Consider the following 24,469-nt stretch of genomic DNA (forward strand, 5'->3'; position numbering starts at 1 on the left):
CATGAAAAAGTACTTATTCATTTCTATTTTGATGATTCCAATTTGGAGTCAAGCCCAAAATATCCAACTCATTGGCTCAACAGCCCAAATCATGAAAGAGAAAAATCTTTCCGCAAACATTGATTTGGATACCATCACCAATAGGAAGTTCCTCTATGCCATAGGAGCAATGGAAAATCTCCAGGGTGAAATCATTGTATTCAACGGGAAACCGCTCTATGCTGGATTGGATGAGAACAGACTACCTTATTGGGAACAAACATTTGATAAGAAAGCTATTTTCTTGGTAAGAAGTAATGTGGATGCCTGGCACAAGACAGTTTTTAGAGATGATCCTATTTCAAATAGGCAGGAACTCACAAAAATCATTATGCGGGAAGCTTCAAAAGCAGGCTTGGACACCGTCGGTGGCTTTCCTTTTAGAATACGAGCAAAAGCTGACCAAATCCAAGCACATATAGCCTTTCTAAGACTTGAAACCGTGACTAATTTCACCCCACAAGGTAAAAAACAGGATGATTATCCACTGGCTTTGGAAGATCAAAATGTCTGGATCATTGGTTTCGCTGGTAAAACTGCGGGAGGACGTTTTGCCATACCTGCTATGGGCAATAATCCTGCAAGTGAACTACACATGCATTACATTAGAACTGACAAAGAAGAGGCAGGGCATATTGAAGACCTCGTCATCAATGGAATTTGGCAGCTTTGTTTGCCTCTAAGGAAATAGTCACATTTAAACCACAGTATCATGACAGCATTTATAGACCTTGGGAAAGAAGGTCGCACAAGACTCACCAATCAATTGGCAAATCTTAAAGACGAAGACCTTAGCAAAAAACTTGGGGCAAGTCCTAATTCCGCTGGGTTTCTAATCAGGCATATGGCTGAGGTGGAATTGCTATTTGCTAAAAATGTATTTGGCAATACGGATGTCAGGGTAGATGCCCAAACGCTCAAAGCAGGAAAAGACACTGGTGAATGGACGGATTTGGAGTCCTTGAAATCCATAGTAGAGAAAGCAGGAGTCCAACTGGAAAAGGCCATCAATAGTCAGGAGGACTGGGATTCAATCATAGAAACAAAAGAATTTGGCAAAAAAACTAAAGCAGAAGGTTTGGGAAGAATTACTACGCACACTGCTTATCATGCTGGTCAATTGGCAAGAGTGCTGAAGTATGGAAAATAGTACTTCGCTATTTTAGAAAAGGTTATTGAGTGATTTTTTTATGGACAAAGCTAACCTTACTGAATTAAATATTGCTATTGCCCTGCAGGATGTTAAGTATTACTTTATTAAGAGTCACAAAAAGTGCTGATCAAATCTTCAATCAGCACTTTTTGTGACTTATAAATTACAAATCTCGTTTTGCGAGATAGAAATCAACCATTTCGTAATCACTTGCTTCTCTTTCAAGCATTTCTGCAACAGTCTTTGGCGGGGAAACAATTACCTTATCTCCTTCTTTCCAATTAAGAGGTAGAGAAACTTTGTGTTGATCAGCTGTTTGTAGTGCGATAAGGGATCTTTTTATTTCATCCATATTTCTACCTACATTAAGTGGATAGTACATGATCAATTTGATTTTCCCTTTAGGGTCTATGAAAAAAACAGCCCTTACTGCTGCAGTTTCACTTTCACCAGGTTGCAGCATACCATACATCTTAGATACTTTCATATCAATGTCTGCAATAATTGGGAATTCGAAAAGAATCCCCGAGTTTTTCTTCACATTGTTTACCCATGCGATGTGAGAGTGTATGCTATCTATACTCAGCCCTACAAGTTTGGTGTTCTTTTCATCGAAAAATTTTTGATCAAGAGCAAAACCAGTCATTTCGGTAGTACATACAGGTGTGAAATCCGCAGGATGGGAAAACAGGATTGTCCAGCTTCCTTTAATATGCTCTGAGAATTGCATAGGTCCCGTTGTAGTCATAGCCTTAAAATCAGGTGCTAAATCTCCAATTCGAGGTATTACATTATTATTTTGATATTCCATTATTAATTATTTATATTTTTATTTCAGATCAAACTTCCATGTTTTTTACTTTATTAAAAGTGATATAAGTCACTTAATAGTTAAATGAATTCAATTAGGTTTACAAGTGATATATTTTAATAATAGATATTACTTTGTGATATGGTCAAATCAAAAAAACAATCATGGATGTAGAAATTCTATCACGTATTCAATTTGCTTTTACGGTCGCCTTTCATTACATATATCCGCCATTAAGTATTGGAATAGGGTTATTAATGGTGGTTTTTGAAAGTATTTATATTCGGACGAAGAAAAAAGAGTACGAAGTATTGGCCAAATTCTGGACAAAGATTTTTGCGATTACATTCGGTATTGGAGTAGTCACGGGAATTGTCATGGAGTTTGAGTTCGGTACAAATTGGGCGACCTATTCTCGATATGTAGGTGATATTTTTGGAAGTGCCTTGGCAGCTGAAGGTATTTTTGCTTTTGCTTTGGAAAGTAGTGCCTTAGGCATATTACTTTTTGGTTGGAACCGTGTAAAACCTTGGGTACATCTTGTGGCTACATGGGCGGTGTTCTTAGGATCGATGTTCTCTGCAGTATGGATTGTGGTGGCAAACTCTTGGCAACAAACGCCAGCGGGTTATCACATAGTAGGTGAAGGAATGCAAGCAAGGGCTGAAATCGTGGATTTCTGGGCAATGGTTTTCAACCCCTCATCTGTAGATCGGCTTACCCATGTATGGTTAGGAGCATTTTTAGCAGGAGCATTCTTGATCCTTAGTGTACACGCATTCTACATTATCAGAGGCAGATTTGTAGTCATGTCCAAAAAGGCATTTAAAATCACCTTGATTGTCGCCGCTGTGAGTTCTCTGGCGCAATTATTTACAGGACATAATTCAGCAGAGGGTGTATCAGTAAATCAGCCCGCCAAATTAGCTGCTATGGAAGGTCATTTCAAAGCTAATGCTCCTGCAGATCTCTATTTATTCGGATGGGTTGATAAGGAAAAACAAGAAGTAACCGGACTAAAACTTCCAGGTGGTCTAACATTTATGCTACATCAGGATTTTGAAACACCTGTTACAGGACTAAATGCATTTCCAGTGGAAGATAGGCCTTCTCAAGTCAATGCTGTTTTCCAATTTTATCACCTGATGGTAGCTATAGGGATGTTTTTGATCGTTTTGAGTCTTTTTGCATTGTTGCAGTGGAAACGTGGGAAACTCTTTGCAAGCAAGTGGCTGTTGTGGACTTTTGTATTTACTGCCATTTTACCTCAGTTGGCTAATCAGTTTGGTTGGTTTGCTGCCGAAATGGGGCGACAACCATGGGTGGTATACGGACTGTTGAGAACTTCCGATGCACTTTCTAAAAGCGTGCAGGCAAACCAAGTATTATTTTCCTTATTATTATTCTTTATTGTATATGCTATACTTCTGTTGCTCTTCATTTATTTGATGAATAAGGCCATACAAAAAGGACCGTTAAGTGACATTGATTTTGATGAAGGCAGTTTAAATAAGGAAATTGCAAATGTAATTTCAAAAAAGTAAAGAACTATGGAGACGTTATTTGGATTGGATTATCCCACTTGGTGGTTTTTAGTTGTTGGTGGTCTTTTTTCAGGTTATGCCATTTTAGATGGCTTTGATTTTGGGGCAGGAGCTTGGCATATGTTTTTCAAAAAAGACAGTAGCCGGGAAGTTGCCTTGAAAGCCATAGATCCTACCTGGCATGGAAACGAGGTTTGGCTGGTCATTGGGGGAGGGACTTTATTTGCAGGTTTTCCTGTGTTCTACGGAACCTTATTTTCAGCTATGTATACTCCCTTTATACTTTTCCTATTGTTTATAATTTTTAGAGGTATCTCTATCAAATTCAGGAATATGGAAGATATGCCGTGGTGGAGAAAAATGTGGGATTGGAGTTATTCGATCTCTAGTATCATGTTGGCCTTTTTGTTAGGTGTTGTCTTAGGTAATATTCTAAACGGTATGCCACTAGATGAAAATTTTGAATATATTGGAGGAGGATTTTTTGAATTTCTCAACCCATTCTCGATACTCGTAGGGGTGACTAGTCTTGCGTTATTTATGATGCATGGAGCAATTTATTTGCTTTTAAAGACAGAAGGAAAACTGTATAATAGGATACAAGTTTTTCTTAGGGCAGGTATGGCATTTTTTATTATATCTTATATCATTACCACAGCATATGGCTTGATTAATTTAGATCACTTATTGGTGGTATTCAAAGAAAACCAAATCCTTTTTGTAATTCCATTTCTTGTTTTTTTAAGTATCGCTAATGTCCCCAGACTTGCAAGTAAAGAAAAATACGGTTGGGCTTTTATTTTTACTAGTCTAACAATTGCACTACTCTTGGTTATCGTTGCATTTGAACTTTACCCAAGATTATTATGGTCTAATGATGTTCAGGAAAACAGCATCACCATCTACAATGCCGCAGCTTCTACCAAGACACTTAAGATAATGATGGGGTTTGTAGCTGTAGGAGGACCTTTGGTATTACTGTATAGCTATTTTGTGTATAGAACATTCTGGGGAAAAGTCGATTTGAATACCGAAGGATATTAAGTTTGTATTTCCAATTTTATTTTTTGCAACTTTGTTTCATTTTGACAATATTTGCGTTTGATTCAAAAAATTTGAAACGGATTTAAACCAAAAATCTATATCGACTTTTGTGTTATGAAATTTTTCAAACAAGATTCAAGATAATTGGCGGCTCTTCTTTAAACCTTAAAAATTGAAAAGTAATATCTCAAATATTCGAAAAGTAGGTTTTAGCATATTTATGCTGATTTACTTTTTGACGCTTTTCAACAATATCCTTTTTGTACATTCTCATTGGTCCGAAGGTAATCTTGTGGCGCTTCATGCACACCCTTATAGTTTCACGTTTGATCAGGAAAGTAAGAAAAAGAAGAATACCCATTCTAATGAAGAATATGAACTGTATGATTCAATATACAATGCTCCTATCCTAGAATTGGAATTTTTTTACTTTAAAATACTTCCTTTTTACTATAAGTTAAATACAACTTTTTCAAAAAAAATTATTTCTTACGAAAGCAAAATTAAGCTCTTCCAATTTTTAAGAGGGCCACCGGTTTTGGGCCTATTTTTTTAATAAAGCATTAGAAAAAAAATACAAAGAAATCCTAATGCTTTTTAAGCAAAGTCAAGAGCCATGATTTTGATTCTGAGTTATTCCGACCTTTTCTGGTTTTGGATTAACCTTTCTCTTTGTGTAACCTTTTACCAAAACCAAAAAATGAAAAAATACATACTGATTATATTTACGCTTTTTCTTGTAGGGAGTCCATTGTTGGCTCAACAAACAGGAGTTATTCAAGGATTTTTGACAAGTAATGATGGCCCACTTGTCCAGGCCACTGTAATTGTTCAAAATACAGGATTCGGAGCAATTTCTGATTTTGATGGGAAATTCAGCATTGCCAATATCCCTGCAGGAAATTATAAGTTACAGATCAGAGCGATAGGTTTTGCTACGACTGTTGTTGATATTAAGATCGAAGAAGGTAAAACCACCGAATTTACGAAAGAAATCAATCAAGACAGAATTGGTTTGAATGAAGTTGTAGTGAGCAGTAGCCGATACGAACTGAATAGGGAAGACGCACCTAGTATAGTTTCTGTCATAGGCTCCAAAATCCTCAATGCCACACAATCTGTAAGTATGGTAGATGGTTTGAGTTACCAACCGGGTGTAAGGGTAGAGTCGAATTGTCAAAACTGTGGATTCACTCAATTAAGAATGAATGGCTTGGAAGGCCCTTATTCTCAAATTCTGGTAAACAGCAGACCCATTTTCAGTACTTTGACTGGTGTATATGGTCTGGAAATGATTCCTGCAAATATGATTGAGCGTGTTGAGGTCGTAAGAAGCGGGGGGTCTGCATTATTTGGCTCTAATGCCATAGCAGGAACTGTCAATATTATCACAAAAGAACCTGTGGAAAACTCTTGGCAAATTGGGTCTAATTTTGCTTTGTTAAGAGGAGATATCCCCGATAATACCCTTAATTTCAATGGATCAGTCGTAAGTGAGGATCTCAACAGCGGCGTTACTTTTTATGGTATGAAAAGAGACAGAGGCGGATTTGATGCCGATGGTGACGGATTTACCGAAATTGTTCAGTTGAATAACCTCACTTTTGGGGCTAAGGCATTTTACAAGCCTACAGAGCTCAGTAAATTGACTTTGGATTTGAATGCCATTGATGAATTCAGAAGGGGTGGAGATCAATTAGAACTGCCTCCACATTTTACAGATATTGCGGAGCAATTGGACCATAATATAGTAAACGTGGGTCTGACATATGATCAGTTCAGTAAGGACAGGAGAACGAAAGTTTCCACCTATGGCAGCTTACTTTCAGGGACAAGAAAGAGCTTTTATGGCGGTCTTGGAGGTGAGCGAACATTGGAAGATAGTGTTGCAGCAGCCAGCGCCTATGGATTGACCAATGACTTTGCAGGAGTTTTGGGTACCCAGTTTACCCATAACTTTACAGGAAGGAATATTTTTGTTGGTGGAATTGAATACCAGGGAAATTCTGTAAAGGACGAAATTGCAGGTTATGAAAAATTGATTGACCAAAAAGTCAATTCAGTAGGTTTTTATGGCCAATTTGAATGGAAAGCAGCGGATAAATTGACGCTCTTTTTGGGGACTCGATATGATGTTGTCAATGTGGATGGCGTGTATGAAATCGGTAATATAAACAGGGTAGTTGATTTCAATAATGGGGTATTGAGCCCTAGGTTTACCGTATTATACGAATTGATGCCTGGAGCACAATTGAGAGGAGGCTATGCCAGAGGGTTTAGGGCACCTCAGGCTTTTGATGAAGACTTGCACATTTCTTCTGTAGCGGGTGAGCAAAGGTTTATCATTTTGGCAAATGACCTTAAAATGGAAACATCTGATGCGCTTACAGGTTCTTTTAATTTTGGTAAAAATACAGGGATCGTTCAAAGTAATTTTTTGATTGAAGGTTTTTATACAAAACTGAATAGTCAATTTCAAAGAGTGAATTTGGGACAACAGGCCAATGGGTCATTCTTAGAAGAAACCAGAAACGGTAGCGGAGCCACAGTTTCTGGCGTGAACTTTGAATATTCTATTTCTCCTTCCCGATACTTATCCTTCCAGTTGGGAGGAACCCTGCAGCGCACTTTGTATGACGAAGATGAAGTTTTGTTTGAGCCGGAGGAAGGGATTACTGAATTTCCTGAGATCAGTGTTTCTGAATTTATAAGAACTCCAAATACCTATGGCTTCCTTGCTGCTAATTGGACACCAAACAAGAAATTCACATTGGATCTGACTGGAATCTACACCGGTTCGATGGTAACTCCTTTGGTAGTCAATGATGACGCGTTTATCGAGCTGATTGATACACCTTCCTTCTTTGACGTTAACTTAAAATTGGCTTACAAGTGGCAATTGAAAAATAAATTCAATATGGAATTAAGCGGAGGAGTACAAAATATGTTTGATAGTTTCCAGAGTGATTTTAGTACCGGTCCAACCAGGGATTCTGATTTTGTTTATGGCCCAATGAGACCAAGAACTTTCTTCATTGGAGTAAAAATCGGTAACTTCCTCTGATGAAAACAGTTACTGTTATATTGATCATGATTTTCCTGAGCAGGTATTCTCCTGCTCAGGAAAAATCTACAAATTTTTGGCTGGATTTTGAGCAGTTGGAAGATTCTTTACAGGTAAATCCAAAACCTGTTTTTTTATATTTTCATACAGATTGGTGTACCTATTGCCGGAAAATGGAGGCTGAGGTTTTCTCCAAACCCTTTATTATTGCTGAGCTATCTGAAAACTATTATGCAGTCAAATTCGATGCAGAAAATCCGGAGGATGTGATTTTTGATGGAATGGTATTTTCCAACCGACAATTGAAAAAATCGAGAACTCCACTACATGATTTAGCCATTTTGTTCAATGGTCAAAACGAAACATTTGCTCCCCCGCTATTGCTGTTGATGGATGAAAATTTTTTAATTAAAAAAAGAATAAATTCCTACCTTGATTCCAAGTCTTTACGTAATGTTCTTAATTCTAGTTTATGATTTTTTTATTGTCATCCGACAAAAAAAATTAGGTGTTATTGGATATTCTTGAAAAAAAGCAATAGCGAAGTTTTGACACCTCGCTAAAGCTTATGATTTTTGAAGTTACCACACTAAAATGCATCATGACCAAAACCCGAACCTTGCGGGTAAACTGGTAATTTGACGGCCACTTTCTTTTCTACCTCGTCAAATTATTGATTTCTGCGTGTCTTAACACCAAAGTGACAGGTACTATAAGACAATGACCATATGGAAGCAACTGGCATTTATGCTTTACGGTGTTGTCATCAGATGCCATTCACTTAACAGTCTTTGCATAAATCTTCTTTTTCTTGAAGATCGGTTAATCCGGTAAATATGGCCGCTATTCATAGGTATTTCTATATATAGTTAATAAAAGTTGTCAGATCGGGAGGATTATTAGGCTTGGACAGGGTTCTAAAAATAATACAATTTGAACTGTGTCAAATAAAGCAGGAGGGTCTTTTTGAGAATTCAAAAAATCCCTATTCTCAAAAGCTTAAATTGTTTGGCAGGAATTCAAGAGTTGAAAAGCTAGTTCAATTCTATTTATTTTTTTGAATTCTTCAACTCTGTTACCTCCAAGCGGATTTCCTGAGCAGTTTTTTTAAGGTTGTTCATGCTGTTTCTCACGCGTGTCCCAGCAGCCTTGTTACCATTTTCATAAAACTTGGTAAAGTCTTCTTCCATTTCTGAAATCATGTTCTTGATTGATTCAAATCTGTTCATTGTGTTAAAATTTAAATGTTAATTGAATATTTATTGTGAAAGGTAGCACATGATCTAAAGCTTTAAGCTTTATCATAAACCACAATTGAACTTGAAACTACCAATTTTAATACCATTTCTTAGAATTTTTTGAAACGATTTTACTCTATGAAGTAATCTTTTGAATCTCAAAATGGTATGTGATTGATTTATTTACTATTCAATTTTTCAGCAATTTAGGATGTCCTTCCGCACACATGGCAAGAGACTACGGCATAAAGCCGTTCTCTTCGATCACTTTTTATTCCGTTTCCTCTTGCATTCAGTGCGAAATGAATCCTGATGATGCTTCATAATTTAATCTATAACCAAAACGATAGAAATCATGAAGACAAAGGAAAAAACTCAGAAAAAGGATGTGTATCAGATGATTACTGATTTGATGATTGAAAAGCTGGAACAAGGCATAATTCCTTGGAGAAAAGTTTGGAGTAGAAAAGGACTGCCATGTAACTATGTTACTCGAAAGATTTATCATGGAATTAATTTGTGGCTCTTGATATCTGAAAAATATAATCACCCGTATTTTATGACTTTCAAACAAGCACAAAGTCTGGGTGGGATGGTAAAAAAAGGTTCAAAAGGATTCCCTGTATGTTATTGGAATTTCAGCTATTTTGATTCGAAAACAGGAAGGAAGTTAAGCGATCAAGAAGCGAAAAAGTATGATCCTGCTAAAATGAAGAAAAGAGCTTTTTTAAAATACTATACTGTTTTTAACATAGCTCAAGTAGAAGGAATTGACTTTGATTTGCCTGAAACGAATTATTTGGAAACGAAAGAAACAATAGGGTCTTGTGAGGAAATCATTTTAAATATGGTTAATGTTCCTGAAATCAGACATGTAATAGCAGAAGCTTTTTACTCACCTATTGACGATTATATCAACATGCCAGATTTAAGCTTATTTGAATCAGCTGAATTTTATTATTCTGTCTTGTTTCACGAACTTATCCATGCGACAGGTCATCAAAATCGATTAAATAGAAAAGAAGTAGTTGAATTTAACGAGTTTGGATCCGAAGACTACAGTAGGGAAGAACTGACTGCTGAAATGGGAGCTAGTTACTTGTGTAATCATACAGGGATTATGGATGAAAAGCTTTTAGAAAATTCAGCAGCTTATATTAAAGTTTGGTTAGACAGGCTCAAATCAGATAAAAAACTTTTAATATCAGCAGCTTCAAAGGCACAAAAAGCAGTTGAATATATTTTGACAACTAGTCCTTTTTAAAACTTAAAGAGGGGTGAAAACCCCTTTTTTGGTCAGTTAATTCGTGATCTATTTGAGATTTATTCTGAAAATCATTCTAAGAAAGCTAATTTATAACTTTTCAAACTTAAAATTATTTCTTAAATTAAGGATGTATGGTGGTTATTTCCAGTAGCCACTTGAAATAATGCATGAAGTTTAATCCAATCAGCTGGTTTAATGTCACCTGTTTGAGTAGTTGTGTGTTGATCGTCTAGAGGGCAATTATCCGTATGATTATAATTGAAATATTTACTTTCTAGCAGCATTCCGGATATTCATATAAACAGTTATCTCAGGAGGTCAACTTGCAGAATGATCATAAATATTCAGACTGATCTTGATAAATTACTGAGGGTAAAATATCCAAAAGTTTATCTGACTCCACTTGAGCACGAGTTTGTAAAATAGAGATGGTTTAAGTTGCTATTGGTATTAAAAGTGGTACTTATATTTCAAATTAAATTAACAAAAAATGAACAGGTTAGAAGATTTAAAAACATATTCTATTTTAGACACAGAGCCCGAAGAAGAATTGGATGATTTGGCACAAATTGCAAGTGCAATATTTGATACTCCTGTTTCTCTTATTTCTTTTATTGATGATCAAAGGCAATGGTTTAAGGCGAAAATTGGTATTGAATCAGATGAAGATAAAATTGAAGAAACATTCTGTCAATACACTCTTGGTAATCCTAATGATATTTTGATCATTGAAAATCCTGAGTTGGACAATAGAGTCAAGGATAATCCAAGAGTTACTTGTGATGGTGGAATTAAGTTTTATGCAAGCGCTCCACTGGTATCGGCAATTGGAAATGTACTTGGGACGGTTTGTGTGGTTGATTATAAAAAGCGGGTTTATGATGAAAAGAAATATCATGCATTGGACTTGATCTCGAAAAAAGTCATGAACTACATGGAAACAAGAAAGCAAATGCTTCAAAAAAATAAGGAGATTGAGTTTAGCGCTGAGAGGCTGAAAAAATTGACAGATCTTGCTCCAGGAGCAATATTTAAATTGTTATTTAATGGAGAGGGAGGGTTGAAATTTGTTTTTATAAGTCAAGGAATTCGGAGAATTATTCCATGCCTTTGTCCTGAAGATCTCAAAAAGGAACCAAGAATAATTTCGAACTATATAGAAAATGGTAATGTGCTGTATGATCTTTTTAAAAGTTCTTACAACTCCTTAGAGCAGGTAGAATTTGAATTTAAAGTGATTGTAGACGATCAAACTGAAAAATGGTGTTGGATTAAAGCAAATCCTGAAAGAAAATCTAAAGAAGAAGTTGTATGGTATGGCAATATTCAGGAGATAACTCAGAAAAAAATTCACCTAAACACGCTAGAAAAAATGCTTTTTGATATTTCTCATGTTATTAGGAAACCAATTGCCAATATGCTCGGATTAGTAACCATCCTAAAGTCTCCAGAAATTTCAAACAGCGAGAAAAGAGAAATTTGCGATATATTATATGATGAAACAAATAACTTAGACGAATTTATTTCAAGATTGAATATAGAGTATTACAACTTGAAGGATAAATTAAAAACTACTTGGAATGAAGACTCTTAGTTATTTACTAAGACTGTTCCTATTCTAAAACCTCCAGATTTCAGTTTGTTTTTATAAATATCAGAATCTTCATGAAAATAGCCGTAGCCTGGAACATAATAACATTTTTCTCCTTTATTGATGATCTTACTTGTTTGTTTACAAATAGTATTATTAGCAATTATAATAAACTTTCCCATTTTTATGCTTTTGAAAGAACCTGTTTAGGTTGTGTAGTTGATCGAAATATAAGAAATAAAATACCAAATACTTCTTTAAGTAATTCTCCTAAGAAAGGCGTATATGTGAACGCAGGTATGATCCATTTGTTCCATTCCATACTTTTTTCTTTAAAAATAAAATTACAAGGAGCAGGTACAGGATGAATACCATATAGATGAAAAGTCTTCATTGCACGTGGCATATGGATAGCTTTAGTAACTAATATTGGTGAAATATTTCCAAATATATTTTGATAAGAAATCACCTCTTCTTCTGTCGTTGTTGGTTGGTCAAGTCTTGTAATAGCTTGCGGAGCTATGCTCCCAAAACCCAATAACATATTCTCTTGAATCTCTGCTTGGCTTGGGTGCCCATTCGATAAACTTGGGCCAGAAAGAACAAGTGTTTTTGAATTTGAACTATGAAAAGCTCTCAGTCCTTCAAAAACTCTTCCCATCGCTCCTGATGTAAGCTGTTGGTTTGAAGGCAAATTAACATCCGGAGTATGACCTCCTCCCAAAACCAAAACAGGGTTTGCAATTTCTTTTCTGTCAAAAACAGAAAATTTCCGCTCTAAATACCCAATAATCGAAAAAGTTACTGGGCCTAATAACAAACAGGTAAGTGAGTAGATCAGAACTATTACGAAGGTATTGTTCACAAGTAAAAATAAAGGGACAAACACTATTAAACTGATTATTAGGTCAGGGTTAATAATTAATGGTTTGATAAACTTTTTCATGACTGCATAAGTTTGTTTTGATTTTATTCATAAAGCATATCAAATTTAGCATATCTTAACTTCCTTAACTAATAAATCATTTAATTCGCATAATATTGTAAATAAAGCGCTTGTCTTTTTTACAAATCTTGAACTTTTGTATAAAATATGATTTCAGTCTTAATTATCCCTATAACGCTGAAATAGACCTAATTAATCTCAAGTTTGAACTCAATGGTGACGAATGTTATCTTTTGATATTTTTATAAAAATTGATTTGGTTTAAGGATATCTGAGTTTTATAGAGTTTATTTCAAATCTGATCCACTTTGTTTATATTCTGTCAACTTTTGAAATTACTTTAACTTCTCAAAGGCTCATAACACCAGAATAGATAATCATGAATTAAGATGAATCTAAATTAAAGTTTCTTGATATAATTTACTCGGTCTCAAATTCAGGTAAGTTAAATCAAGTTACAACATCTTTTAATTTAGTAAGTGAAGAATTATTTCCTGATTTATTTAGACAATTAGTCACTGACTTGATTTAAGGTAGATTGGGAGAGTTTGATACTTTTGAGTATTATTATACAATAGAAATATTTAGTTTAGACAAGGACCATTATGGTGCTTTAGAATTTAAGAGGATAGATTTTTTTGTGAATAAAATGAAAAAAACAGCTTCTTAGTTTATAAGGTGTCTCAAATTACATTAGGATTATTTTGCGCTTTTTTATTACTAACGAATTGAAAATAAACTAAATACAAATTATTGGTTTTTTGTTCAGCGTAAATTTGATCTGTCTCCCAATCCCCAAATTCAAATATTCAAACAAAATTAAGGTCAGTAATAAATAAAAAGTCATTTTATTTACTTAAAAACGCATTAAGATTCTTATTAGATTTCAAATTGTATTTTTGTGTCCATGAATGAATTTCGAAATCGTTTATAAATTATTAATCATGATATTGAGTCCTTTGTAGGATTCCAAGCAGGGAAAATTTTGAATTAGTATGAATATGATAACTGAAAATATTTTGGAGGTAGAGCAGATACCAAGCGTTTACGAAAGTAACAATGTTGATTTAAGGTTTGTGTCTAAAGATCTTGTTAATGGACTTAAAATTATACACAAGGACACTTCTTATATCGTCGGTAATCTAGCATTATCCGAAGGGATATCCCCTCACAAAAATATCAATGGGTCTCCGGATGACTTAGATTATAAAATCCTTTTGAAATCAGGCTTGCTTTTAGGTTATCATAAAATTGGTAATCCAATGACACTTACAACAGGATTTCCGTTTTCTACTTTCCAACTTTATAAAGATCAAGCTAGGGAAATGTTGGTTGGGGAACATGATTTAGAGTTTGATACTGCAACTTTCTCTAGTGGGGGAAAAAAGAAAATCGTAGCAGAGGTAGATAATGCATACGTTATGCCTGAGGCAGTTAGTTGTGCTTTAGCTCTCAGAAAGCAAGGTGCCGCTAAGGGAAGTTTTTTTATGATTAGTTTAGGCTATGGTACTTTTGAAGCTATTTTATCTACAGAAGGTGGATTGGTTCAAAGGTCTTCAGTATCTACGTATGGACTAAGGTATGCTATCAAATTACTGGAGGCTGAACTTTCGAAGATATATTATTTGGATCTTAAAAATGAACATCAGCTTGATACTGCTTTTAGAAACTCATTTATCTTCTTAAATAGGAAGAGAGTTGATTTAACAGAATTAAAGCGTAAGGTTCTAAGACAATATTTTGAAGATGTGGTTTCACCTGCTTTAAGAAAAGCATTTGACGATAATGATTTTGCTAAATCAAACACCATGTATTTGGCAGGTGGTGGAGCATTGTACACTGAATTGTTTGAATGTTTTCAAAAAGAATTTGAAGATATCCTTGACATAAAAGTTCCCGAAGATGCTCCTTATTTAGCAGCTAAAGGCTATTGTTTTAACAGTTTAATTTCTAATGGTGGGGATAAAGGGAGAGCTATTGGTTTGGATATCGGGAATTCAACTACTGTCATTTGTACATTTAAGGTTGAGAGCTAATTAGAGATTCGTTAAAATGATATTAAACAAAGATATTGCAGTTACTATTTTCTCGAAAGATTTAATTTTTAAAGGTAACATTGTTACCAAAGGTGATTTAAGAGTAGAAGGGAAGGTAGAAGGTTCTATTTTGTGCTCTGGTAAAGTTATTATTGATGTTAATGCGAAAGTTATAGGTCCTATACATGCTCAGTGGATAGAACTACATGGATTTTGTGAAGGTGAAATTTATGCTTCCGAATGGATTAATCTTGCCCCTAAAGCAGTTTTAAAAGGTGATTTGACTACAAAAAAAATAATTATTGATAGAGAATCAAATGTTCTTGGAAGAATTCAAATTGAAAAAGATTTACCAGTTTTGGATATAGATCAAATTAGTGCTAATAAAAAGGCTCTAGAAGAAAATAAAAAGCTGAAAAATGAAATTGATTTGAAAGAAAAATCAAAAACAAAAATTCAAGATGTAATTGAAAATCCTGAAGATTTAATATTTGGGGGTGGTTGGATATAAGCTATTAAGCATATTCACTTTCTTACGAGTAACCATTTATTAAATTTATTTAATATGTAGATCCGCTTTTACATCAGTAGCCATTTATAATCTTGTTTGATTTTCATTTCAATCAGCAGTGGTCACTTGTGCGCTGTGGCGTAGTTGCCTATGGACTATTTACGATTATTCACATAATTATAAGTGAAATATTCATATCCTGGTTTCATTGCGGATAATCATATTCTTTAAAATCAGCTGTGTCCGTCTGCTGTAACTTTTGACAATTAACCACATGATTTAAAGTGAAACAATAAAATACTGATATTATTTTGGATATTTCTTGTAACGAAAAAATACTACTGTGCAATTAAATTTGGTCATATGCGATAGAATTAATTCTTTCATAGACTTATGATGGATAATAAGTACTTTTTATATACATTAATTTTCATTAATTGATTTCCTCCAAAAAAAAGAAATTTATTTTTGTTGAAATTTTTAATTTTGATGCTTGGTAAAAGTTACGATTAATGAATAAATAGTTTTTCATTTTAAATACGAAATGGAGAAGTCTGTTTTAAATCAACCGACGCATTGATGAAAATTGATTAATACCCCGTGTGCTCATTGGTTTAAGTAACGATTATAATTGGATAGTTAATTAATAGCTCTCTTGCGGATAATCATAAAAACTAAATATCCTCTTTAGTGGAGCTTTACTAAAGGTGAATCTATGTGCAAGGAAAAATTTAATAACCTTGGTAAAGAGCTTAACAAGTTATTGTTTGTTGAGCAGCGGTATCTTCATCAGAATTTTTCCTTGTCACATCTTGTAATAGAAACAGGAGCCGATGAAGATGAACTTGAGAACTACTTTCAGCAAAGTTTTGGTCTTTCATTTTCATTGTGGTTGAGAAAATCAAGAATAACTTACCTGACAAACTTCTTTTACAAATATGGAGGAGCTCTAAGTTTAAAGGAATATGCCAGATTTACAGGATACAGTTTTATACAAGACATGTTAGACGACTTTGAGCTTGAAAAAGGGATGAAATTCCCAATTCCTATGATATCATAATAATAAAATCAATTAATATAATTTTAAACCTTAATTTTATTTAAACATGTCAGAATTCAAAAAAGTATTAGATTTAGTAAACAGTCTAGAAGCGGATTTTACAAAATTCTATGAGCAAAATAACAATGCTGCTGGAACTCGAATCAGAAAAGGGATGCAAGAATTAAAAAACTTGGCGCAGGAAATTAGAAAAGAAGTTCAGGAGAAAAAGAACTCATAATATAATTAAAAGCCTATTAAACCAATTGTATAAGTGCAAGCGACAAAGCGTGTTGTTTGCACTTAATTGTTTTATTGATAGATCAGAAAATATGAGATAAGGTTAAAGATCGCCTTGAATATAGATATTTGTAAAAAATAATTTTACTAAAAATTGTAAGCTGAATTTCATACAGGTTTCGACTGCTGATATAAGATGGTATAAAACTCTCCATAGTATTTACAAATTTGATTTTGATCATTTCAGAGATATCTTTGAAAAAAAATGAAATTAACTTCAAGTTTAAAGTGTTTTAAATGGTCAATAGGAACTTGAAAAAAAATATGATTGAATTAGGGATTAAAACTTTTTTGTTTTGCACAATTTATCTATGTAGCCATTACTATTCGGTTCAAGCACAGAATAGATCAGATTCTTTTTATCTAGCAGACAGCGCTCAGGTCATGGAGCTGATTGAGAAGTCAAAGAAAAATACTGGATCAGACTACAGAGAGGCTATGTCTTTTGCTTTTCAGGCCAAAGAGTTAGCTTATCAATTGAATGATTCAAAGTTAAAACTTGAAACTGAACTTAACTTAGGTAAATTTTTCTTTTACTTAGGGCTCTATTCAGAATCGCTAGAAAACACTATAGAAGTAATCAAAATTGCAGAAGTTAATCAAGATGATTTGGGCTTTGCTAAAGGATACTTCCAATTTGGAAGTTTAAGATTAGTGATGGAAGATTATGCTCAAGCTCGAGAGTATATCGAATTGGCGAGGAAGTATTTTTTGAAATATTATGGTGCTGAAGATGCAATAGATCGATTAAGTAGACTCACTATGCACAACAATCTTGGGGTTATATACGCTGGATTGTCAGATTATCAAAAGGCAGAAGAGGAATTAAGAAAAGGGATTGCTTTATTAGATGATTCATCGGAATTTAAGACGATTACTATTCAGCTTTTTAATAATTTAGGAGATATTTATAGAAAATCTGATCGTATTGAAGAGGCCATCTCGTATTATTTTGTGGCCAAGAGCAAGTTAGAAGATGATTCAAATCTATTGTTTGATGCCATGCTTGATCATAGCTTAGCTATATCTTATGTTGAAAAAGGGTCATATAATCAGGCAATTGAGGTTTTTCACCAAGGATTGTCCAAAGCAAAAGCTGTAAAAGGATATTCCCATATTCATCATATATCGAAAAGCTTATCAAGCTTTCATGATCAAATAGGGAACAAGGACTCTGCCTTTGTATATCTCAGTCAAAGTAAAATGTATGAGGACTCTCTTAATCTTAAAAACACTGCTGAAAATCTTCTTAAAGAAGAGTTGCTCTCCGAGTTTAGAGCAGAGAAAAATCAAATACAACGACTCTATGAAAAGAATAAAAATTTACTAATTACGTCAATTCTAGGTTTACTTTTGGTGTCTATTGTGTTATATGTTAGGGCAATTTTTGTCAGAAAAAATCTGGAAAAGGCTGAATTGGAAAGAGAGAAAATATCTCAAGTTGCAGAAAAAACATTAGAAGAAACAGTAATACTTAAAAGAAAAGTAGAAAATACTCAAAAAGAATTGACATTTGCTTCCATGCAAGCAATTCAAAAGGATGAAATGCTTAAGTCTCTTACCAAAAATCTATCTAAAAATGATATACTCAAAGAAGACCTAGATAAAATCTTAAATGGACTTAAAACAGGTCAAATGGGAAATACATTATCTGATTTTGAAATCCGCTTTAGTGGAGTTTATATTGGTTTTTTTGAAAAGTTAATCGAAGAATACCCTATCCTAACTCACAATGATAGAAGATTGAGCGCCTTTCTCAAGTTACAATTAACTACAAAAGAAATATCTGCCATCACAGGACAAAGCATTAGAGCAATAGAAATGGGACGAACTAGGTTAAGGAAAAAACTCAATCTAACTAATTCCGAAATTAATCTCTATGATTTTTTTGTTGATTATTAAGTAAAATTTTTTTGATTTTTCTCAAATGTGATAGAATTGTAGTAGTTGAAAAAACAATTCTTACAAGAGAAATGCAATATATTTGAAAGTCCACTAATCGGTGGATTTATCTTAAACTATAACAATTTAAACATGTCAGAATTTAACAAGCTAAAGGAAATGTTAGAAAGTCTTGAAGAAGACTTTGCAAAGTTCTATGAAAAGAAAAACAACGCAGCTGGTACAAGAGTCCGTAAAGGTTTAATGGAAATTAAAAATCTAGCCTCTGAAATTAGAAAAGATGTTCAAATGAAAAAAAATAACTAGTAGTTTTTGTTTAATCTTCAAATAAGTATTAAGCCCCATTCAAACCATGGTTGATTGGGGTTTATTAATAACATACTTTGAAGTGTGTTTTATTTTAGGTGTTTACAGCAAAATAAGAAAATGCTACGCCGCCGCGCACAAATGTGGACTATTAGCTGTCGACAGTTGACAATTATCCGCAAGATTATTTGTGACAAAATTACTTATTGGTGTCATCGCGGATAATCATATTAAATTACTGTTAACTTGAACTTTCATGCAATTCATAAAAAAAATATACAAATCTATTTCTAAGTCTAAAAAGAAAAACTTAATCAGAGAATTGAAATATTTATTAGAAGAAGACTTTGTTTACACCTATCCTGAATTTAGTTTGGAATTCTTGGAACAAAAAACAGGAGCTGATCAAAAACTAATTAACCAGATATTACTATCAGAATATCAGCAGTCTTTTTACCAACTTACTCGTACCATGAGAATTAACTGTCTTAAACAAGCGGTTAAAAATACAGCTACGGATACAAGCTTAAATGAATATACTTTTATTTGCGGTTATTCCCATACTGATGCCATGCTGCGAGATCTGAAAACCGAAACTGGGCTTGATTTTGATGAGTTTTGTCGATATACTAGAAATGTAAATGATAGGGTAGAAAGGAAAATTTAATTACTTAACTGCTTAGCTGTTTAATCTTTAGACAGGCGACTCCTCCAAATTCACGAATCCCCTCCTTTGGCTTTTTCACTTTGACCTTTTCACTAAAACTACTCAGTCCTTTTTACGAATCAATTATGTTTAACGTTTTAACAAAACGATCAATCAATGAAAGAACTCAATTTAGATAACATCAGAAAATATATCATAGAGCAGGAATTGTATAAAAATCCAGATTTAGATAGTTGGCTGCTTGCTCAAAAGTTAGAAATGGAAGAAGATGCTTTGCTTAATGATATCAAACAGAATACAGGTAAACATTTTAAGCAATTTTTAAACGATATAAGGATAGCGTTTTTGGTGCAAGAATTAGATAAAGCGTTCCTGTTTCAAAAGCCTGGATACTATTATAAACTCTCAGGGTTTAAGTCTAGAACGCCATTTGAGCGGATGTTCAAGAAAGAAACGGGAGTGACATTAAGTGAATACATTAGGAAATTGAAAGAAGCAAATCAGAATAGTGATTCTTATAAATAGATGAATTGATATTTAAATAAAAAAATACAAATGACAGTTTTTACTGATAGAGAAGATATACTCTTTAAACTCAATATAGCGATGGATTTTCAGGAGGTTTATAAAGATTCAGGTCTAAACTTAATAAAGTTAGCCTTTATAGACTTTGACCTTTTTACATTTCTCTAATATATCTAAAAGTCCTCGAAAATTGTTTAATCGTTTAGAGAGGCGACTCCGTCCTATTCACTTTCTCTTCTTTCTTTAACTTTTGTCCTTTTCCCTATATGCATCATCCTTAGCAAATCTGAAAAAAATCAATATTTTTTTCATCAGTAGTGATTCATTAGTAATCTATTACTTTTCATTTACTTCATTTAGGATTGTGATAGAATTGTGATAGTACTTTTTTTTGGATTGGACGGATTAGCGTCTACCATTGCAAATAAAATTAGTAGGTGCGATTAAGCGCTAGTTTTTATAATATGAATACTACACAAATGAATAAAATTTACGCTCAAACAAGCAATCATGATGGATGGTTTAAAAAAAGTGGAAAATGGAATATGTTCTCTTTTACACTTATCCTATTTTTAAAATATATTATTTTTATCAACCCGGTTCATGCCCAACAAGCCTATTCTCTTAATCAATGGGATTCTGAAGTAATACCAAATGTAAACACGTCAATTTTGGGTATTGCTCACAACGGTACAGATACCTGGATGGCTATAAATGATAACCAAGTATTTACAAGTAGCGATGGTTCCACTTGGACGGCAATTACTTCTAATTATGCCACTGTAGGGATTCAGATACCTCAAAATTTAACATACGATAACGGAAGATGGAAAATTTCAGATTTATCAAACGGCATCGTTTGGAGTAATGATAATGGAGCTACCTGGACAACAACTGCTAGCCCACCTAGTGAATTAGATGTACAAAATTTTCAATTTTTTAATAGCTATGCATCTAGAGGTAATGTTTGGATTGGAACTCCATATGTTACAGATTTTAATACACTTTTTGGTGACCCTATTACTGGAAAAGCATTATTTATTACAACAGATAATGGTGCTAATTGGACAATGAAACCGATTGGTAACTCTGATTGGTCTGGTGCTGCGTTAACTAATGGGGTTTATACATCCTTTACCTCTTTAGCTTATGGGCTAAACGATCGTGTTGTGGCAGTAGGAGATGAGATTGCTTACAGTGATAATGATGGAGATACTTGGGTAGTTGTTAATAAACCGACTAATGAACAGCTTACACAACTTTCAACGGATGGGAATGGGAATTGGGTAGCTGCAGGTACACAATCTGTTGCATATAGTAGCAATAACGGACTAACTTGGCAACTAGGAACTATATCCATAAGTGGCGATGCCAATTTAACAGCGCTATCTTATGGCTTAAACTTTGAAGGTAATCCAACGTGGTCTGTTATTACAGCCAATTCCCAATTTGGTGGTATGCAAATTAGATATAGTGAAGATGGAGGTGCAACTTGGAATACGGGACAATTTAGCACACCAGCTTCAGTTAATTTCCCAAGTGGAACTCAACAGGCAGCTTATGGTCCTGAAGGTTTTCGATTTGTTTTTGGAGATTTATTAATTTACCCTCGTATCATACAAATTCCAGCTGTTATAGAGTTAGTAGATCCTAACTTCGATAACCAAATTGTTAGTCCAGGTCAGAATATCAACCTACCTTTTCGAGTAAAAGATACAGAGGGAGAAATTATTCAGCAACAAAGTGATATTGTATATGAAGTTTTGAGCGGCGGCGGATCAGTAAGTCCCGCAGGGCCAATGACAACTACAAATGGAACCGCTTCTACCAATTGGACTGTGGGTACAACTTTTGGTGTCAATGAGCTGAAAGCCTCAATTCAGGGAGAGAGTGTTGAAACGATTGTAACGGCAACTGTTGTTTATCCAGCGCCTACAAACCTGTTTCCTATGCCTGGTACGGATGATGTCGAAATATTTTTCGAGCAAGAATTTGCATCAAACATCACGAATTATGAGTATCAATTAGATGATGGCACTTGGCAAGCAATAAGTCCAGCAGATGGCACAAGCCCTATCACAATTTCAGGACTTACGCAAGGAACAGAAGTGGGTATCCGTCTTCGCGCAACGGACGGAAGTATTTCTGGTCTCGAATCAGCACAGATTTTCATCACACCTGGGGCTCCCTCAGCACCTACAGGCTTGAGTGCCTCCGGAATTGGTGAGGCTGTAATTGCGTTTACGGAACCAGAAATTGGAGCTCCATTTACAAATTATGAATATTCTTTAGATGGTGGTGCTTGGCAAGCGTTTAGTCCTGCTGTTACAACCAGCCCAGTAACCATTTCTCCACTTACTAATGATCAGCAATACAGTATACGATTAAGAGCAGTAAACAGTGCTGGAGCAGGTGCAGCTTCTCAGCCAGTTACCGCTATACCGGGAACCTTTGTGCCAAATATTACCCTATCTCCAGAAACCAATGCCTTTAAAGTGACCATTACGAATTGGCAGGATTTTCTGAATAGTGACCCTGGTATTGATGATCCAAATACTCAGCCTGCTATTCAAACTGCTGTTCAGATTAATTTAACGCTCAATGGGGTGACTACAAGTCACCAAACTATTTTTGCACCTTGGGCAGGTGAACTTTATAATGGCACTGCAGGAGAATTTATATTCCCTACAAACTCTGGTTATGCATCTTGGGATCCTTCTCCAAGTGTTGTTGGTGGCCAAGAATATCAGGTATCTTTACAACTTGCTTATCAGGATTTTCAAAATCCGCTGTCCCCGTTAAGTAATACGGTTTCGATTACGCCAAATTCTCCTCCACCTGCAGCAACACCAGTTATTTCTGCTGTTTCTTCTAATGCTGGAGGCGGTGTAAGTATTACTATAGAGAATACAGACGATTATGAAAGTTTATCATCAGGACGATGGAATGTACAAGTTTCAATAGATGGTGGGAACACTTTTATTCCAGATGTAATTAATATTTGGGCGTTCGCATTTCCATCTACCTATCCAACCTTTGCTTTTCCACCGCAAGGCGGTGATCCTTTAATAAATGATCAGGCCTATGATGTGGTTATCAAGTTGATAGATACTTATAATCAAATTGGCACAAGTGGGCCGAGTAATCAGGTAACGGTTACACCACAAGCACCAACACCTCCACCAACACCTGTGATTACAAGTGTCGTGCCAGGAGATCAAACGCTTACACTCCAAATCGATATACCAGCAGGCTCTGTGTGGGATAGATTACAATACAAAACCACCAATGGAAATTGGGAAACAGTACAAGTCAATCCATCTTTGACTTTTGGGCCAAAAACGGAAGCTTATACAGGTACAGCAATTATTGAATATGATACATCTTTTGAACCATTCCGAGTTTGTATGGATGGAGATGGTAATGTTTTAGATGGAGTAGATATATCATTTTGTTCTTTTGATGAAGATGATAATTCCACGGGAAATTCAGTTGGATTTAATCCAGCTGCCAAACTTGTCAATGGTACTTTATATGGAGTAACGCTTCGTACGTTTAGTTTTGAGACTGGACTTCAAGGAGTAAGTGAGGAAGTGAGTGGCACGCCAGAAGCGCCAACAGCTCCCGAAACGCCGACAATTTCAAACGTAATACCAGGTGATCAAACACTTACCTTAGAATTTAATATCCCTGCTGGTTCCGCTTGGGATCGTATTGAATATAAAACTTCTAATGGTACCTACATTAGTGGTGTGATAGATCCTGTAGCTAATGGATTGGTAACAGAGGCTTACACGGGCACCATTACCATAGATACGGATACGTCTCAAGATTTTCAGTGTAACCAAAATGGTACTATAATTAATTGGGTAGGAGTTGATTTCTCGACATTTACTGTTTACACTGGTTTTGGTTCAGACCCAACGGATGCTGGTTTACCCCAGGGATTAGATCGATATCTCCTAATTGATGAAAGTTCTATATGTGAAGATTCTTCTATCGGTGGCCAATGGGAACTAGCTGGTTTAGTTAACGGAACAGCATACAATGTAAAAATCAGAGCCTTTAATTCGTTTAATACCCTTTTTGCAGAAAGTAATGAGGTGAGTGGTACGCCAAATCTTCCAGTTATAGAACTTACTATTTCAGATCCGATCTTGACTAAGACCAAAGATTATGACGGAACGACAAGTGCGGATGTTACGGCAGGAGCATTGAGTGGAGTTGCCACAGGTGAAGACGTGACGGTAGCTGCTGTTGCGACTTATGATGATGAAACTGTTGGTACAGGCAAGACGATAACGGTTGTTTATACTTTGAGTGGAGCAGATGCTGCTAATTATACGACTCCCGCAGATTTTGTGGTAACAGATGGTGAAATCACGACCAAGTCGTTGACGATCGCTGACCCAACTTTGACCAAGACTAAGACCTACGACGGTACGACAAGTGCAGATGTTACAGCCGGAGCATTGAGTGGAGTTGC

At 34.9% G+C, this 24,469-nt stretch carries 21 protein-coding genes and 1 pseudogene; 19 read left to right on the forward strand and 3 right to left on the reverse strand.

The annotated features are described in order from the left end of the window. The first annotated feature begins 1 nt into the window (after position 1). Together IEV57_RS08265 and IEV57_RS08270 are read left to right on the forward strand one after the other, a co-directional pair. Complete coding sequence (locus IEV57_RS08265) at positions 2–730, forward strand: acetolactate decarboxylase (protein ID WP_188441560.1); 729 nt, start codon at positions 2–4, stop codon at positions 728–730. Positions 731–751: 21 nt separating this feature from the next. Further along, positions 752–1,189, forward strand: a complete 438-nt coding sequence (locus IEV57_RS08270; protein ID WP_188441562.1) for a DinB family protein — start codon at positions 752–754, stop codon at positions 1,187–1,189. A 166-nt stretch (positions 1,190–1,355) separates the two neighbouring features. Here IEV57_RS08270 and IEV57_RS08275 read toward each other — a convergent pair whose 3' ends face one another. Beyond that, positions 1,356–2,003 (reverse strand): peroxiredoxin, encoded by a 648-nt coding sequence (locus IEV57_RS08275; protein ID WP_188441564.1) that lies wholly within the window; start codon positions 2,001–2,003, stop codon positions 1,356–1,358. 164 nt (positions 2,004–2,167) lie between these two features. On the opposite strand from IEV57_RS08275, the gene IEV57_RS08280 reads away from it, so the two are divergent. The 6 genes and pseudogenes from IEV57_RS08280 to IEV57_RS19520 all read left to right on the forward strand — a co-directional run. Continuing rightward, on the forward strand, positions 2,168–3,547 hold the full coding sequence (locus IEV57_RS08280; RefSeq protein ID WP_188441566.1) for a cytochrome ubiquinol oxidase subunit I: 1,380 nt from the start codon (positions 2,168–2,170) through the stop codon (positions 3,545–3,547). A gap of 6 nt (positions 3,548–3,553) precedes the next feature. After that, positions 3,554–4,591 carry a cytochrome d ubiquinol oxidase subunit II gene (gene cydB / locus IEV57_RS08285; protein ID WP_188441568.1) on the forward strand — a complete coding sequence of 346 codons (1,038 nt, stop codon included), beginning with the start codon at positions 3,554–3,556 and terminating at the stop codon, positions 4,589–4,591. Positions 4,592–4,763: 172 nt separating this feature from the next. Continuing rightward, entirely contained in the window at positions 4,764–5,147 is a 384-nt protein-coding gene (locus IEV57_RS19575) for a DUF8478 family putative metalloprotein (RefSeq protein ID WP_505625206.1), read from the forward strand. Between the two features lie 144 nt (positions 5,148–5,291). After that, positions 5,292–7,655 (forward strand): TonB-dependent receptor, encoded by a 2,364-nt coding sequence (locus IEV57_RS08290; protein WP_188441571.1) that lies wholly within the window; start codon positions 5,292–5,294, stop codon positions 7,653–7,655. Next, positions 7,655–8,131, forward strand: a complete 477-nt coding sequence (locus IEV57_RS08295; RefSeq protein WP_229744272.1) for a thioredoxin family protein — start codon at positions 7,655–7,657, stop codon at positions 8,129–8,131. Before IEV57_RS08290 ends, IEV57_RS08295 begins: the two co-directional genes overlap by 1 nt. 229 nt (positions 8,132–8,360) lie before the next feature. Beyond that, positions 8,361–8,489, forward strand: a pseudogene (locus IEV57_RS19520) (DUF4372 domain-containing protein); the annotation flags it as partial. 215 nt (positions 8,490–8,704) lie between these two features. On the opposite strand, the gene IEV57_RS08305 reads toward IEV57_RS19520, so the two are convergent. After that, positions 8,705–8,884 carry a BF3379 family histone-like protein gene (locus tag IEV57_RS08305; RefSeq protein ID WP_188441575.1) on the reverse strand — a complete coding sequence of 60 codons (180 nt, stop codon included), beginning with the start codon at positions 8,882–8,884 and terminating at the stop codon, positions 8,705–8,707. A 364-nt stretch (positions 8,885–9,248) separates the two neighbouring features. Here IEV57_RS08305 and IEV57_RS08310 point away from each other — a divergent pair, with 364 nt between their 5' ends. After that, on the forward strand, positions 9,249–10,157 hold the full coding sequence (locus IEV57_RS08310; RefSeq protein ID WP_188441577.1) for an ArdC family protein: 909 nt from the start codon (positions 9,249–9,251) through the stop codon (positions 10,155–10,157). Positions 10,158–10,650: 493 nt separating this feature from the next. Then, positions 10,651–11,754 (forward strand): hypothetical protein, encoded by a 1,104-nt coding sequence (locus IEV57_RS08315; RefSeq protein WP_188441579.1) that lies wholly within the window; start codon positions 10,651–10,653, stop codon positions 11,752–11,754. Positions 11,755–11,935: 181 nt separating this feature from the next. Here IEV57_RS08315 and IEV57_RS08320 read toward each other — a convergent pair whose 3' ends face one another. Continuing rightward, positions 11,936–12,697, reverse strand: coding sequence for a YdcF family protein (locus IEV57_RS08320; protein ID WP_188441587.1), 762 nt, complete (start codon positions 12,695–12,697; stop codon positions 11,936–11,938). Between the two features lie 995 nt (positions 12,698–13,692). On the opposite strand from IEV57_RS08320, the gene IEV57_RS08325 reads away from it, so the two are divergent. The 9 genes from IEV57_RS08325 to IEV57_RS08365 all read left to right on the forward strand — a co-directional run. Next, positions 13,693–14,733, forward strand: coding sequence for a ParM/StbA family protein (locus tag IEV57_RS08325; protein WP_229744273.1), 1,041 nt, complete (start codon positions 13,693–13,695; stop codon positions 14,731–14,733). 16 nt (positions 14,734–14,749) lie between these two features. Continuing rightward, on the forward strand, positions 14,750–15,244 hold the full coding sequence (locus tag IEV57_RS08330; RefSeq protein ID WP_188441589.1) for a bactofilin family protein: 495 nt from the start codon (positions 14,750–14,752) through the stop codon (positions 15,242–15,244). 715 nt (positions 15,245–15,959) lie between these two features. Further along, complete coding sequence (locus IEV57_RS08335) at positions 15,960–16,304, forward strand: hypothetical protein (RefSeq protein WP_188441591.1); 345 nt, start codon at positions 15,960–15,962, stop codon at positions 16,302–16,304. A 46-nt stretch (positions 16,305–16,350) separates the two neighbouring features. Beyond that, positions 16,351–16,524: a BF3379 family histone-like protein gene (locus tag IEV57_RS08340; RefSeq protein ID WP_188441593.1), complete on the forward strand. Its 174-nt coding sequence runs from the start codon at positions 16,351–16,353 to the stop codon at positions 16,522–16,524. A gap of 443 nt (positions 16,525–16,967) precedes the next feature. Then, positions 16,968–18,485, forward strand: a complete 1,518-nt coding sequence (locus tag IEV57_RS08345) for a tetratricopeptide repeat protein (protein WP_229744274.1) — start codon at positions 16,968–16,970, stop codon at positions 18,483–18,485. A gap of 45 nt (positions 18,486–18,530) precedes the next feature. After that, a complete protein-coding gene (locus IEV57_RS08350) occupies positions 18,531–18,791 on the forward strand; it encodes a BF3379 family histone-like protein (RefSeq protein ID WP_308419871.1) in 261 nt (86 codons plus the stop codon). 256 nt (positions 18,792–19,047) lie between these two features. Then, positions 19,048–19,458 carry a hypothetical protein gene (locus IEV57_RS08355; protein ID WP_188441597.1) on the forward strand — a complete coding sequence of 137 codons (411 nt, stop codon included), beginning with the start codon at positions 19,048–19,050 and terminating at the stop codon, positions 19,456–19,458. A gap of 156 nt (positions 19,459–19,614) precedes the next feature. Beyond that, complete coding sequence (locus IEV57_RS08360) at positions 19,615–19,983, forward strand: helix-turn-helix domain-containing protein (RefSeq protein ID WP_188441599.1); 369 nt, start codon at positions 19,615–19,617, stop codon at positions 19,981–19,983. Positions 19,984–20,462: 479 nt separating this feature from the next. After that, a partial coding sequence (locus tag IEV57_RS08365) for a YDG domain-containing protein (protein ID WP_188441601.1) occupies positions 20,463–24,469 on the forward strand: 4,007 nt, incomplete at its 3' end.

This window comes from Belliella aquatica, assembly GCF_014637795.1.
Classification (GTDB): domain Bacteria; phylum Bacteroidota; class Bacteroidia; order Cytophagales; family Cyclobacteriaceae; genus Belliella; species Belliella aquatica.